The organism is Oceanobacillus kimchii X50, from assembly GCF_000340475.1.
In the GTDB taxonomy this organism is placed as follows: domain Bacteria; phylum Bacillota; class Bacilli; order Bacillales; family Amphibacillaceae; genus Oceanobacillus; species Oceanobacillus kimchii.
On sequence record NZ_CM001792.1, the window covers coordinates 1,052,631 to 1,067,738 of the forward strand.

Sequence of the window (15,108 nt, forward strand, 5' to 3'; positions counted from 1 at the left end):
ATGCGCAGACATCATGGGAGACATTGTGGTTGTGAGAAAACAGTTGTACATCCTACAAAACACAACTGTGTAAACACATGTTCAGAAAGTGTTGTAAATCACATTCATCCAAGTCATACTACAGTGATGAATCATCACACAGTAAAGAACAAGCATTTTTATCCGAATTCTACTTCATATCAAAATCAAACGAACAATGTTAATGAATATGGTGGTTCTTTTAATGTACCAAACAATGGCCAAGTAGCAGGAGCCATGTCACCAGGATATGGTAATGGTCAAGTAGCTGGGGCAATGAACGGACATTGTAATGGAAATCAAGTTGGCGGAGCAATGCATCCAGGACATCATCACTGGAATAAACCAAATAAATGGTGTTAATCTAAAAGAGGTGGCGTATGCTACCTCTTTTCTTTATAAAAAACATGTTTTACTTAGAATATTAATATTATAAGTACTTATCGATCAGAGAATTTGAATGGTGAAAATCGTCTGAAATGGTTATAAGTAAATACATAGGGAAGTTGGTTAAGTATGAAAATTTTAATGGTAACAGGCTATAAACCAATGGAATTAAATATTTTTAAAGAAGATGACTCTCGAATTCAATTTATAAAAGCTTCTCTGGAAAAGCGAATACGTGAATTTTTAGAAGAGGGTTTAGAATGGGTTATTATTTCTGGGCAAATGGGAGTGGAGTTATGGGCTGCGGATGTTGTTATGGACTTAAAAGAAGAGTATCCTGTTCAACTTGGCGTGTTCCCTCCTTTTGAAAATCAAGATAGTCGCTGGCCAGAAATGTTAAAAGAAAAATTTGAAGAATTGTCGATGACAGCTGATTTTTTTAAACCGATTTATAAAGGCGATTATCAAGGTCCTTATCAATTTCGAACAAAAGATATGTGGTTAATTGATAAAAGTGATGCTTGTCTGTTATTAATGGATGAAGAGTTTCCTGGAAGTACTAAATATTTTTATGAAACATTACAAAAAACAGCTAAAGATTACCCTGTTTTTACAATAACTCCCCAAGATATTGATGATATTGTAGAAGATTTACGTATGCAGGATCCGAATTATTGGGATTAATAATGTACCTGTTATATATACCTAGCATAGGATGATATGAAGGAGGGGTGTTATGTATTATCACTATGTACCATCACAGATGCGTCAGTCATTGCCTATGAGACAAACAAATTCTACAATAACAATTACTGGTACAGGATCGGTGTTGGTTGTACCGAGTATCGCACATGTTCGGTTAGCGGTAGTAACAAGAAATGCTTCATTAGAAGAAGCGCAGCAGCAAAATAATGAATCCATGACCAATGTTATCCGTGCAATAGTTAATGAGGGCATACCTAGAGAATCTATTCAAACAACAAGTTTTTCAGCTCGTCCAATTTATGACTACGTAGATGGAAAGCAAATTTTTGAAACTTTTGAAGTTAGAAATGAAATCACCATAACTTTAGAAGATTTAGATCGATTAGGCGAAATTATTGATTTAGCAATTAATCAAGGAGCAAATGAAGTAGTTTCCGTGACGTTTTCTGTTGACGATCCAGAAAATTTTTATGAAGAAGCATTAACATTAGCTTTACAAAATGCAGAGAGCAAAGCTGAAGTTATGGCACAGGAATTAGGAGTTTCACTTAATCCAATACCCACAAAAATTACTGAAGTTGACTCAGGTGGTAATGGAGTGAAATTATTTGCAGCTTCTACACCAGTGGAACCAGGTACACAACGAATAGAAGCTTCAGTTAAAGTTGACTATCAATTGCAAGGATAGAAACCGAATCTAGTAGCAGTGCCTTCTTTATGGCGAAGTAATTATATACTGTATATAATTGAAGTATGTAGTAATAAGGGGGCAAAATTTGTGGAGTCATTTTTAATTATAATATCCTACATTATTCCATTCGCTATTTTATATTTTGTTATTGTAACAGCAGTAAAACGTGGAATTGACCAATCAGAGGCTGGACGGATAATAATTGAAAACAAGGTACGAAATAAAGAGCAAGAAAAGAAGTGAGAACACATCTATATAACTTTTCATGGTAAAGCATCCCTAACTTTAAGGATGCTTTTTTTATATGTTCACAAATATAGAAAAGTAATAGTGATATAATAAAAATATTGAAAATTCACTGCATATTAGATGATGTAACTATATAGGGAGGAGTGAAAAAAGTGGGATTTGTGATTCGACCTATGAAAAGAAAAGATATTACTAGAGTACGAGATATTGCTAAAAAAAGTTGGCATGATACATATAATGGAATAATTCCAATAGAAATACAAAATAGATTTTTAGAAGGTGCTTACAGTGAAAAAAATATGAAATATAGAATGAAGAGGTCTTATATATATATTGCAGAAAAAGAAGGGGAAGCAGTAGGATTTGCTAATTTCTCACCGATATCACAGGAAGGATATGTGGAATTAGGAGCAATATATTTATACCCATCACAGCAAGGAATAGGAATTGGTTCAGCACTTTTACATTATGGAGTTAATCAATTACATCCTCGAGAAATACAGTTGAATGTTGAGCAAAATAATCTAAAAGCATTGAATTTTTATAAGTCAAAGGGATTTGAAATAATTAAAGATTTTCATGAAAACTTTGATGGTCATCTCTTAAATACTTATCGCATGTCATGGAAACTAGATTAATTAATAGTAGAATAAATTAGAATTGGTAGACATACTGATTCTTTTTTTGTTCTACAACCTAGAAGAAATAGCGGTACTTTTTAATTGGTTAAAATGGCATAGTCAATAGGGGTGATTTTTCTTCATTCGTTTTTAACATTATATTTATATTGAGTTAAACTTCCTTCGTTATGGTTGAAATAGTTAAAAAAGAAGGAGGAATTCTGTGTTTAAAAAAATAAGTTGGATTTCAGTAATAAGTCTATTAATCTTTGCAGGAATTATGGGAGCATCTTTTGGTAATGAAAAAGATGCAACCTCAGCAAAGGGTAAAAATAAAAAAGTAGAGAATGTAATTTACATGATACCAGATGGATTTAGTTCTGATTATGCTTCTAATTACCGTGCGTATAAAGGAGAAGAGGTTGTATGGGATTCTCATTTAAAAGGTCTTTTTACAACACATTCTGCAGATTCGGATGTGACTGATTCAGCAGCTGCTGGAACAGCAATGGCTACTGGTGAGAAAACGAACAATGGTGTCATTGGTAAGGATCCGGATGGGAATAACTTAGAAACTATCTTAGAAAAAACGAAGCAACATCATAAAGCAACTGGATTAGTAGCTACATCTACGATTACACACGCCACTCCAGCTGCATTTGCAACACATGTAGAAGATAGAAATAATGAGACTGAGATTGCACGACAATTAATTGAATCTGAAGTAGATGTTTTACTTGGTGGAGGAATGAGCAATTTTATTGGAGAGGGAGAAGGAGGTAAACAAGAGAACGGTGAGCTTATGCAAAAAGCTCAAGATAAGGGCTATCTTTTAGCTGAAAATAGAGAGGAAATGCTAGAACAAAATATTGATATCAAGAATGATGAAAAATTACTAGGTTTGTTTGCAGAGGAAGCCCTATCTCCAGAACTACATAGAAAAGATACGGAAGAACCAAGCTTAGAGGACATGACTATGCATGCGATTGATCAACTGAATCAAAATAAAAAAGGATTCTTCTTAATGGTAGAAGGTAGTCAAATTGATTGGGCTGGTCATGATAATGATCCTGCCTATGCTATGAGTGAGACAGAAGCGTTTGAAAAAGCGGTTCAAGCTGCAATTGATTTTGCTGAAGAGGATGGAGAGACATTAGTTGTGGTTGCGGCGGATCATGATACAGGAGGAATGACAACTGGCGGATATGACCAGATGGATTTAAATGCAAACATTCTTAATGATGTAACAGCAACCGGAGAATACATGGCTAATCAACTAGATGAAGAGCGTTCTAATGTCCATGAAGTTGTAAATACTTTTACGGGGTTTAAATTAAAGGAAGAAGAAATAGAATTTATTAAAACAGCAGAAGACCCGAAACTTGCTATTAATCATGTCGTTAGTGAACGATCTACTATTGGTTGGACAAGTACTAGTCACACTGCTGCAGATATTCCAATTTATGCGTTTGGTCCAAAATCAGAATCATTCTCTGGAATATTGGATAATACAGATATTCCAAAATTAATAGAAGAGGCTATGAAATTAAAATAATAGTCACTTTCATAACAATGCTGTAAGCAAATCCAATACTGTTCTATTTCATGTTTATTTAAGAGGATCCCTTTCTAGTAGATTTTTGCCTTTTCTTAACTAGTACTAGAAAATCACGCAATGTCACTGTATATTACTATTATTGAATATTTATTCGATTATTTAATTAATCTATTTAGTGATATCCTGATCTATAGTCCGAAATGAGCTCGTTTCGGAAAGCATAGATCAGGATTTTTATTGTTTAATATTGTGATAAAAAACATCTAGACTTGTGGGGGTGCTTTATTCATGCGTATAATATACAACAAGTTATAAGAAGGTGAGTGGTTTGAAGGTGAAGAGTACAATAGAGCAGTTGAAAAATAGAATTGCTGTAGCGAGTAAACGTAAACCAGCTGAACTTGTAATAAAAAATGCAGAAGTTTTAAATGTATTTACTGGAGATTGGAAGAAGACGGATATAGCTATTACAGAAGGCTACATTGCTGGTATTGGTGAATATGAAGGTGAGCAAATCGTTGATGCTACAGGTAAAAAAATCGTACCTGGTCTTATAAATGGTCATGTACATATTGAAAGTACAATGTTGACACCTAGAGAATTTTCAAAAGTGATGTTAAAACATGGTATAACGACGGCAATTACAGATCCTCATGAAATTGCTAATGTCGCAGGGAAAGCTGGTTTGGAATATATGTTGAATGCTTCAGATGCTTTGCCAATGAACATTTTTGTTAATATGCCTTCAAGTGTTCCTGCGACGCAATTTGAACACAATGGTGCGCAACTCGATGCGAAAGATATAACTCCTTATTTTCAAAACTCAAATGTTCTTGGGCTGGCGGAAGTAATGGATTTTCCCTCAGTAGCGAATGCAGAAGAAAAAATGTTAGAAAAGATAGCTAGTACAATTCAACAGGGTGGTATTGTTGATGGTCATGCTGCTGGATTATCTAAAGAAGATTTAAATATTTACATGGCTGCTGGAATTCGAAATGACCATGAATCAGTTTCTGCACAGGAAGGGAAAGATAGACTAGAAGCAGGAATGTATTTGATGATACGGGAAGGAACAGTAGCTAAAGATTTGGAATCTTTATTACCAATTATTAATGAAAAAAACGCAAGACGTTGCGTATTTGTGACCGATGATATGTTACTAGATGATTTAGTAGAGAATGGAGATATCGATCATATTATACGTAAAGCAATTCAATTTGGTTTAGATCCAGTAATGGCTTATCAAATGGCTACATTAAATACATCTGAATGTTTCGGATTAAGAGAACTTGGAGCAGTTGCACCAGGATATATAGCAGACTTTTTAATTTTGAATGATGAAAATCAAGTAGACATTCATCAAGTTTATAAAAACGGTAAGTGTGTAGTAGATGAGGGAGAAATTAATCAGTCTTATTTTTCTGCTTCCCTTACTGATGCAAATACATTACCAAAACCTTGTATTCAGCAATTAAAAACAAGTGATTTTTCCATTCAAATTACACAAGATTATTGTAATACCATAGAAATTGTGCCTAATAAAATTATTACAAATCATATTTGTGAGAAAGTAGATATCAAAGAAGGGAAGTTTGTACCGTCTATAGACAAAGACCAATTGCTGATTGCGGTCGTAGAGAGACATAAGGGACTGAGTTATATTGGGAAAGGAATAGTGAAGGGTTTCCAAATGAAAGAAGGTTCCATAGCGACATCTGTGGCGCATGATTCACATAACTTTGTTGTAGTAGGTACCTCTGAAGATGAAATGCTTACAGCAATAAAAAAAGTGGAACAACTTGATGGTGGTTTAGTAGTAACGAAGCAGAATCAGGTAAAAGCTCACTTAGCACTACCAATTGGGGGATTAATGTCAGATAAAGGTTATTTGGATGTTTACGAAGATGTTTTAAAGTTAAATCATGCAGCAGAGGATATTGGTATACCAGCAACATTTAATCCATTTTTAACGTTATCCTTCTTGACTTTACCAGTAATACCAGCTCTTAAAGTAACAGATCAAGGCTTATTTGACTTTAAGACGTTCTCTCATATTGATATAGAGGTAGAAAAAAAATAGAATTCTAGGTTATAGTGTTCAGCATGTAACTTTATATGGAGGAGGATCCTTTTAGATAGCATTACTAAAAGGATCTCATTTAGAATTTCGTTCTCTTAGGAGTATGTTCTCTCATTGTATAAATATTACTATGTTCAAGTCTTTTCTAATTTTTGAGAATTCCATCGTAAGAATTTATATGTGATAATAGAAATTGAAAAGTGTGATTATTATAAAGTTTTAAGAATGGGGAAGGGAAAATGGATATTCAAATAATACGTATGAACCAAAAATATGCAGTTGAAGCACTTTGTTGGAAATATGAAAAGCCGTATGATTTTTATAATCATGTTCTTACCACAGGTGCAATTGCGGAACTTCTGGGAAATCGATATTATGCGATGATTAATGAAGAAAGGGAGCTAATTGGTTTTTTCTGTTTAGGACGTTCTGCACAGGTTCCGGCTGGAGATCGGTTTGGTGTTTATAATGATGATTGTATTGATCTTGGACTTGGAATGAAACCAGAATATACAGGAAAAGGATATGGAACGATATTTCTAAGCCATATCTTGAATCATGTCTATGATACTTGTCCATTGAAAGATATTCGTCTAACTGTGGCAACGTTTAATCACCGTGCTATTCGTTTGTATGAAAATCATGGTTTTATTAAACAACAAAAATTTTTACATAAAGATACAGATTTTATAACGATGATAAAGTACGTTTCATAATAAGGTATGTTGATGTTGTAAAACAAATCCGAATGGTGCTGTTTTGATTTTCATACTGAAAACTACTTTTTAACAGGAATCTTATTTAAAACTAACTCGAAAAGAAGGAGGCAATTTCTAAAGCGTTTTTCAAAATCAACTTATTTTAATCTACCTTTTGAGAAAATATTCTAATTAAGAAACGAGACTTAATTATATTTTATATGAGATAGTTTGACGATTTGTACGTATAAACATTACAATATAATAATGTTGAATTTAGATAGTAATATCTATCCATGTAAAAATAGAAATAAAAAGGTGAATATAATTATGATAGAAAGTGTAAAAATGCCAACCTATGTAAAAGAACTAGAACAGTATCCAAAAGTAAAACTAGATAAATTGCGACGTATTCATGCAATTCCTAATGCTAGTCAGCTTAATAAAGCAAAATTAGCGGAACGATTAGCAACAGAGATTCCAGATAGATTTGAAGTCACCATTATGTATTTTAATAAGTCTATAATCGATTTATTCAATGAATTCCAACGAAATAATGGTGTAATTTCTGTACATATAAAAACGAAAGAAATGCTATTTTTACAAGTGCTTGGATTAATATTTATTAAAGAAGTAAATGAAGAAGAAATAGCGATTATGCCGAAAGAGTTACTTCAAGTGTATGATAATATGCAATCGAATGAGTTGCAGAAGATAGCTGTCCGTAATACGAAATGGCATAAGTTAACGGAAGGTATGTTATATTATTACGGCGTAATGCAGCAGGAAACCTTGATTGCTCAAATCGAAAAAATAACAAATGAAAAAATTGATCCATTTGAATTTCTTCATGTAATGAAGATTGCTGAAACTATGTATCAATCCTTTGAAATACAAATAGATAAGAAAATATATGTAGATTTCCGTGTGGATGATCCTGATTTTATTTTAGTTGAGCAATCGAAAAGAAAAGAAATACCTTACTATCCATTTACAGAACAAGAACTTTTACAAAGTAGTGAAGATGATTTTATCCCATCGACTCAAGGGTTGAAAAAACTTCGTAAATATATACTACGTAATTTCGATATCAAAGAAATTGATGTTTTAAGTATTCTTGAAAAATTAATTATTATATGTAATATTGATCAAAAACCGACAGCGCCACTTCAATATTTAAATGAAGTATTTCAGTTTAATTCAGAACAACAATTTCATGAATTTATACAACTCGTCATGAATGCAACTAACGAAGTTCGTTTATGGATTTTAAAAGGGCATACATCTACTGAAATCTCACAAATGAATAATTCGAATTTTAAAGAGCTGTCAAAAGGTGATTTTGTACTGCAAAATGAAGATACGAGTCATCCTATAAAAAAAGCAAAAATTGGAAGAAATGATCCTTGTCCTTGTGGAAGTGGTAAGAAATACAAAAAATGTTGTATCTAACATTAATTTAACTAGAATAATGATTATTTTCCTTACTTTATTCTACGAAAATGTCCAGTTGCCTACAAATCTCAACTAATTATGATTTTAATTCAATAATTTATATAACCTGTTAAATTATGAAAAATATCATTTTTAATAAGCCGTAATAAGAAAATCTAGTTACTATCCTTAGTATAAAGGTACATTTTATATACTGTATGGTCACTAGTTTAAGACATCCTCATTTATTTTCATATAGTGAAGTATGAAATCAGAAAGGGGGATGTACAATGGGAAAATATAAGGGACATCATGGTTGTGGGTGTAATAAATGCAAAAACAACAATAATAACGACAACGTAGAAACTATTACAAGTCCAACTCGACAAGTAGTACGTACCACAACAGATCATAGAACAGTTAGAAATATTCATCCAACTAAAATCAAAAATGTTCATCGTACTATTGTTCGTAATGAAAACTATTATCCAGTAAGCGAATCAGATTTTGAAGAGACAGTAGTAGAAAACTATGACTGTGGAAGCGATGTAAATGATTCAAGTAATTGTCGTAGAGTAGGTAGCGAGAGTAATGGCAATGGAAACAGCAATGGTCATGGCCATGGGTGTCACAAGAAAAGAGACGACGATGATAACGACCGTGGTGGTAGAAGACATGATAAATGTTGTGGACGCCGTAAAAACTGGTTTATCTAATGGATGAAAAAGATGGTTAATTGTTTGAGGTGTATGACCCTCAAACAATAATCATCTTTTTACTTTTTAATATTTATATGATTGTCCACCGTCAATAGGGATGACAGCAGCATTGATAAATCCTGCGTGATCAGATAATAAGAAAGCAACCAAATACCCAACTTCTTCAGGTTTTCCAAATCGTTTCATAGGATTTACACTTACAAATTCTTTTCCTGCTTCTTCCCAATTTTCTCCACCTATTTGTTTTAGAGAACCTTCTACCATAGGCGTCAATATCGCACCAGGAGCAATTGCTTTAATACTCACACCATATTCTCCGTACTCAATACCAGAATTTCTGGTTAAACCTACGACACCATGTTTACTAGCTGCATAACCTGATTGGTTTCCTACTCCACGGATACCTCCTACAGAAGCTGTATTTACAATAGAACCACTACCTTGCTCTTTCATGACTTTTAGGACATGCTTCATACCGTAAAAAACACCATTTAAATTAATGTTGACAACTTTTTCAAATTCTTCAGTATCAAAGTCCTCGGTAAGATTTTGTTTTCCTTCTATACCAGCATTATTAAAGAAACCATCTATTTTTCCAAATTGATTAATAGTTTCTTGTACATAGTTTTTTACTTCTTCTTCGTTTGCAACATTAGCTTTTATTAAAGTAATTTTTGCATTAGGTACAATCTTAAGAATTTCTTTCTTTGTTTCTTCTAAGCCTTGTTCATTTAAATCAACTAGGGAAAGAATTGCTCCTTCCTTTGCTACTTGTAGAGCAGTTGCTTTTCCTAGACCTGAGCCACCACCAGTTATAAGTATAACTTTATCTTGAAAACGTTCCATTTTATTCACTCCTTCAATATATTCATTCTTACTATGTTACTAATTATGGAAACTATACTTATTGCAAATCCATTAATTTAGAGGCTACATCAACAGTTTTAGTGATAGTTTTGTATTGGAAAGGAATAATAATAATATATGTCATTATCTAACCAATAAAAAAGCTTTTAAAAGATTATTAGTTAGAGAAAAAGGTATTAATCAGTACATCGTCTATCATGCAAAAGATGGAACTGTTGGTTTAATTAATGATTGAATTTAAATAAATTTACAATTTACTCTGAATAAAATGACAAATAAACCAATTCGAATTTTGAATCGACTTGTAAAATTATTTGTAGTTCATACATAAATTTATTTACATAGTTGGCATATTAGAGCAATTGTTTCGCTTTAATATGTCTTTTTGAATAGAATTTTATGTATCATTATAGCCTTGTCAAACTTGACTTTAAAAATAAAACAACGTATATTATAATTAATTAAATATATTTTAATTAATTATAAATGAAGGGGATAAATTATGAAGAAAACTGCTGGAATCCATCATATTTCTGCCATTGTCGGTCACCCTCAAGAAAATGTAGATTTCTATGCAAGTGTATTAGGATTAAGATTGGTTAAGAAAACGATTAATTTTGATGATCCTGGCACCTATCATCTTTATTTTGGAAATAATATGGGAGAACCAGGAACAATTATTACCTTCTTCCCATGGACAAATGCCTACCAAGGTAGAATAGGTTCTGGTCAAGTAGGTGTTACTAGTTATGCAATTCCTACAGGAACGATGAACTTCTGGGAAGAGCGTCTTGCTAAATTTAACATAACAACAGAGAAAATAACGCGTTTTGGTGATACGTATCTTGCATTTAAAGATATTCATGGCTTGTATTTAGAATTAGTCGAAACAGAGAATGGAAAATCAAATGATTATTCATTTGGTGATATTACACCTGAAATTTCGATAAAAGGATTTGCTGGGGCAATATTACTTTCCTCTCAACCAGGAAAAACAGGAGAGACATTAGTCAATACGTTAGGTTTTGAAAAAGTTGCAGAGGAAGAAGAGTATATTCGATATCGATCTTACGGAAAGATTGGAAATACGATTGATATTAAACAAACTGCTTCTCATAAAGGTCAAATGGGGGTAGGAACAGTTCATCATATAGCTTTTAGGGCAAAAAATAATCAAGACCATTTAGACTGGCAACAGCATGTAGCTAATCACGGATTACCTGTAACAGAAGTTAAAGATCGTAATTATTTTAATGCCATTTATTTTAAAGAGCATGGAGAGATTTTATTTGAGATAGCTACAGATCCGCCTGGATTTGCTTACGATGAATCAGAAAAAACGATGGGTGATACATTAAAATTACCTAGCCAATATGAAGTCTATAGAGGAAGATTAGAGAAAAAACTAATTCCTATTGAGATAAGAGATTTAGATAAATAAATAGAGGTTAAAGTTGAAATAAACTAAGAATAGATAGATAAAATAGCAAGAGACAGAACTAGAAAGTGATAAATTCTAGTTCTGTTTTGCTTTTGTTATAAAACAATACAAAAGCACTTCTAATTGGAAGCTACATTAAAGGTCTTTCCATTACAAGAGGCATTTATTTTATGAAATAGTTATCAATATAGTTGCATGCGATATATTTAATTAGTTGTCTTATAAGCTACCCATATAGTCCAACGATCTTTTTCAGTGATTTCCATATCATTAGGAAGGCGATTTTCTAGCTTTTGAATCCATAATTTTATTTCATCGTCAGTAAGTTCATGTAAAATGGATCTACCTTTTCTTGATTGAATGTCTTTTCGTAATTCTTGAAAGGAAGCATACTGTTTTCGAACTTCCCATAAGTTCATGTATTTTATTTCAGTAAAACCTGCAGTTTTTAATTGGCCTATAGTTTCTGAAATTGTTGGTCTTCTCTGCTTTTCAATTTCTATAAGTTCTGGAAAATCATAATATAAATAACCTCGGAGATGACTCGTAGATCCAGGAATCAGACAATCTTCAATGGTGCGGTCTTGAATAAATATTATTCCTCCATTTCGCAGTATTCGAGCAGCCTCCATAAATGCTGCTTCTGGTTCTGATAAATGATGTAATACCGCACGTTGTAAGTAAAAATCAATTGAACTTGATTTTAGCCCACTGGTATAAGCAGTTCCTTTAAGAAAATGAGTCTGTTTAAGATGATGATAATTATTGGAGGCAGAAGTTAACATTGCATCAGAGAAATCAATTCCGTATATTTCTTTAAATCCTAGGTCAGCTAATACTTTTGTATATAGTCCTCCACCACAACCCATATCTACTGCCACCTTATTTTGTGGGCTTTCGATAAAGGATTGTAATTTCTCTATCCAAGTTAAATCAACGGCTCTATTGCTATAAGAATTGGTATTTTCAAACGAGTGAAAATCAATCATTTTATTACCTCCTTTCCTATATTATATCGATTCATGGTAACAATATATAATATCGTTTCATTATAAAAAGTGATTGGAAATAATTATCTAATCATGTTATAAACAGATTTCTTGAGAAGAATTTATCGATGTGTTTATATTATACTGTTGTATTTTTAAGAATAGAATATTATGGAGGGATTTTTTACAGATGAAAATAGCAGCATTGGTAGGAAGTAACAGGAAAGATTCATACAATAAAAAACTTGTAGAATATATGAAAGAAAAATATGCAGGAAAATTAGATATCGATATTTTACCAATCGATGAACTTCCGTTTTATAACCAGGACAAGGAAATGGATCCACCTGCAATTGTTGAAGACTTAAGAAGAAGAATCAAAAGTAGCGATGGAATTCTTTTTGCGACGCCGGAATACAATGCTTCTATTTCTGGAATGTTAAAAAATGCAATCGACTGGTTCTCTCGTGTTGATCTAGTAATGGTAAATAAACCGGCTATGATCGTTGGTGCATCAATGGGAGCAATGGGTACGGTAAAAGCTCAAATGCAATTGCGTCAGATTTTAAATGCACCAGGAGTTGGTACATTAACATTACCAGGGAATGAAGTATTCGTTGGTTCTGTTCAAAATAAAATGGACGAGCAAGGTAATTTAACGGATGAGCAAACAGTGCAATTTATAGATAATGTTGTTGATAATTATGTTCAATGGATTAATCGTGTAGAAGCTTAAGTATTTGATATAAAGAGGTTGGGACATAACAGAAAGTTTTTGGTCAATAGATGAATGATAGCTCGTATAAGCGTAAGAAATATACAAAGATTTCTATGGGGTGTAAGGTGAAGATTAGGCCCGATGCAAAAGCATCCGGGGCTCACCTGCCGCCGTTGGATAAACGGAGTAAATTTCTGAAGCGGGTTGTCAAAAGCCATTAATTTGGATTTATCTTTTGCTAAATACTTTTGTCCCAGTCTCTTTATATTTATCCCGTATGATTTCACTTCAAAACGATAAGACTTTGGTAAAGAAGATTGAGGATATAACGTCCGAAAATGTCTGATCTGGTTTAAGGTCATGGTATTTCATTCGGTGAAAGTTATTTTATATCTACATAACTCTAATAAATAACCATAGAATATATCTTGAATGATATATATTTACATGATATAATTATTTGTTTGCTAAAATTTTATAGGTACAAGAAAGAAGGATTAATATGAGTGAGAGCCATGTAGGTGGGTCTACAGAGAAAATGAGTCGTATACCAATACTAGTGGTGTTATTATCAGGTGCGTTTGTTGCAATCTTGAATCAGACACTACTTGGAACAGCGCTGCCTCATATAATGAGTGATTTAGAGCTAGACGCTAATACTGCACAATGGTTACAGTCTGCGTTTATGCTTGTAAATGGTATTATGATTCCAATTACTGCGTTCCTTATTGGAACATTCACTACTCGTAGTTTATTTCTAGCTGCTATGTCATTTTTCGCAATAGGTACATTAATATGTGGCGTGGCACCTAATTTTGATTTGCTATTAACGGGAAGGATCTTACAAGCTGCAGGAGCAGGTATTATCATGCCGCTAATGCAAACTATTATGATGTTAATCTATCCTAAAGAGCAAAGAGGTAGTGCAATGGGGATGTTTGGACTCGTCATTTCATTTGCACCTGCCATTGGTCCGTCACTATCTGGTTATATCGTAGAACATTTCCCTTGGAGAACATTATTTTTTATGGTTCTACCTATTGCAATCATTAATATTGCTATTGCATATTTTCTACTAAAAAATGTAACCAAACGTACATTTCCAAGATTGGATAAGTTATCCATCGTTTTATCTACGTTAGGATTTGGTGGGTTATTATATGCATTTAGTATTGCTGGTAGTGCTGGATGGTTAAGCAATCAAGTGATTATATCGATGATTGTAGGAATCATTGCCTTGGCTTGGTTCATTTTGAGACAGTTAAATTTAAAAACACCAATTTTAGAGTTTCGTGTATTTCAATACAAAATATTTACGATTACAACTGTACTAGGAATGGTCACTTTCATGACGATGATAGGTGCTGCTGTAATTCTTCCGTTATATATGCAGGATATGTTAGGGTTTTCTGCATTTGAATCAGGGCTTGCTTTACTAGCTGGTGCTATTTTGCAAGGAATAATGAACCCAATTACTGGAAGATTATTTGATAGATATGGTTCACGTTACTTAGCTATTATTGGATTAGGTTTAATCGTAGTAACGACCTTTATGTTTGGTATGTTAACAGCCGAAACAAGCTTCACATATATTGCAACGATACATGCAATACGTATGCTAGGTGTTGCCATGGCTATGATGCCAGTAACTACTGCCGGCCTTAATTCTTTACCGGATGAGTATATAGCTCATGGTACAGCGGTAAATAACACATTAAGACAAGTATCCGGGGCTATAGGAACGGCACTGCCAATTACGATCATGTCGACAGCAGCAATTCCTGGAAAGGGATTAGAAGGGTTAATACATGGAGTGAATGTTTCCTTTATTGTTACGGCAATCATTTCTATTGTAGGACTGATTCTTGCATTTTTCATTCATGACGAAAAAGAAAAGAAAATATCATCACGATAAATATAAAAAGCTTGGACTT

General features: G+C 33.0%; 15 protein-coding genes. 13 read left to right on the forward strand and 2 right to left on the reverse strand.

Going from position 1 to position 15,108, the window contains the following annotated elements; translation table 11 throughout:
- From C794_RS05690 to C794_RS05735, 10 genes are all read left to right on the forward strand, one after another.
- Nucleotides 1–381 (forward strand): spore coat protein, encoded by a 381-nt coding sequence (locus C794_RS05690; protein ID WP_017796162.1) that lies wholly within the window; start codon nucleotides 1–3, stop codon nucleotides 379–381.
- Nucleotides 382–534: 153 nt separating this feature from the next.
- Nucleotides 535–1,089 carry an SLOG family protein gene (locus tag C794_RS05695; protein ID WP_017796163.1) on the forward strand — a complete coding sequence of 185 codons (555 nt, stop codon included), beginning with the start codon at nucleotides 535–537 and terminating at the stop codon, nucleotides 1,087–1,089.
- A gap of 52 nt (nucleotides 1,090–1,141) precedes the next feature.
- A complete protein-coding gene (locus C794_RS05700; RefSeq protein ID WP_017796164.1) occupies nucleotides 1,142–1,798 on the forward strand; it encodes an SIMPL domain-containing protein in 657 nt (218 codons plus the stop codon).
- Nucleotides 1,799–1,888: 90 nt separating this feature from the next.
- Nucleotides 1,889–2,044: a hypothetical protein gene (locus C794_RS20815; RefSeq protein WP_017796165.1), complete on the forward strand. Its 156-nt coding sequence runs from the start codon at nucleotides 1,889–1,891 to the stop codon at nucleotides 2,042–2,044.
- A 179-nt stretch (nucleotides 2,045–2,223) separates the two neighbouring features.
- Entirely contained in the window at nucleotides 2,224–2,688 is a 465-nt protein-coding gene (locus tag C794_RS05710) for a GNAT family N-acetyltransferase (protein WP_251046212.1), read from the forward strand.
- A 205-nt stretch (nucleotides 2,689–2,893) separates the two neighbouring features.
- A complete protein-coding gene (locus tag C794_RS05715) occupies nucleotides 2,894–4,225 on the forward strand; it encodes an alkaline phosphatase (RefSeq protein ID WP_017796167.1) in 1,332 nt (443 codons plus the stop codon).
- Between the two features lie 337 nt (nucleotides 4,226–4,562).
- Complete coding sequence (gene ade, locus C794_RS05720; RefSeq protein ID WP_026133734.1) at nucleotides 4,563–6,308, forward strand: adenine deaminase; 1,746 nt, start codon at nucleotides 4,563–4,565, stop codon at nucleotides 6,306–6,308.
- Between the two features lie 239 nt (nucleotides 6,309–6,547).
- Nucleotides 6,548–7,024 carry a GNAT family N-acetyltransferase gene (locus tag C794_RS05725; RefSeq protein ID WP_017796169.1) on the forward strand — a complete coding sequence of 159 codons (477 nt, stop codon included), beginning with the start codon at nucleotides 6,548–6,550 and terminating at the stop codon, nucleotides 7,022–7,024.
- A 312-nt stretch (nucleotides 7,025–7,336) separates the two neighbouring features.
- A complete protein-coding gene (locus tag C794_RS21235) occupies nucleotides 7,337–8,458 on the forward strand; it encodes an SEC-C metal-binding domain-containing protein (RefSeq protein WP_017796170.1) in 1,122 nt (373 codons plus the stop codon).
- A gap of 272 nt (nucleotides 8,459–8,730) precedes the next feature.
- Entirely contained in the window at nucleotides 8,731–9,156 is a 426-nt protein-coding gene (locus C794_RS05735) for a spore coat protein (protein ID WP_017796171.1), read from the forward strand.
- 66 nt (nucleotides 9,157–9,222) lie between these two features.
- On the opposite strand, the gene C794_RS05740 is transcribed toward C794_RS05735, so the two are convergent.
- Entirely contained in the window at nucleotides 9,223–10,005 is a 783-nt protein-coding gene (locus tag C794_RS05740; RefSeq protein WP_017796172.1) for an SDR family oxidoreductase, read from the reverse strand.
- Nucleotides 10,006–10,528: 523 nt separating this feature from the next.
- Here C794_RS05740 and C794_RS05745 point away from each other — a divergent pair.
- Nucleotides 10,529–11,467 (forward strand): ring-cleaving dioxygenase, encoded by a 939-nt coding sequence (locus C794_RS05745; RefSeq protein ID WP_017796173.1) that lies wholly within the window; start codon nucleotides 10,529–10,531, stop codon nucleotides 11,465–11,467.
- 206 nt (nucleotides 11,468–11,673) lie between these two features.
- On the opposite strand, the gene C794_RS05750 is transcribed toward C794_RS05745, so the two are convergent.
- Nucleotides 11,674–12,456, reverse strand: a complete 783-nt coding sequence (locus C794_RS05750) for a class I SAM-dependent methyltransferase (protein ID WP_017796174.1) — start codon at nucleotides 12,454–12,456, stop codon at nucleotides 11,674–11,676.
- A 190-nt stretch (nucleotides 12,457–12,646) separates the two neighbouring features.
- Between C794_RS05750 and C794_RS05755 the strand changes: the two genes are divergently transcribed.
- Entirely contained in the window at nucleotides 12,647–13,192 is a 546-nt protein-coding gene (locus tag C794_RS05755; protein WP_017796175.1) for an NADPH-dependent FMN reductase, read from the forward strand.
- Between the two features lie 484 nt (nucleotides 13,193–13,676).
- The gene (locus C794_RS05760) at nucleotides 13,677–15,089 is read left to right on the forward strand and encodes a DHA2 family efflux MFS transporter permease subunit (protein ID WP_017796176.1); all 1,413 of its coding nucleotides are present in this window, start codon (nucleotides 13,677–13,679) and stop codon (nucleotides 15,087–15,089) included.
- Nucleotides 15,090–15,108: the final 19 nt, after the last annotated feature.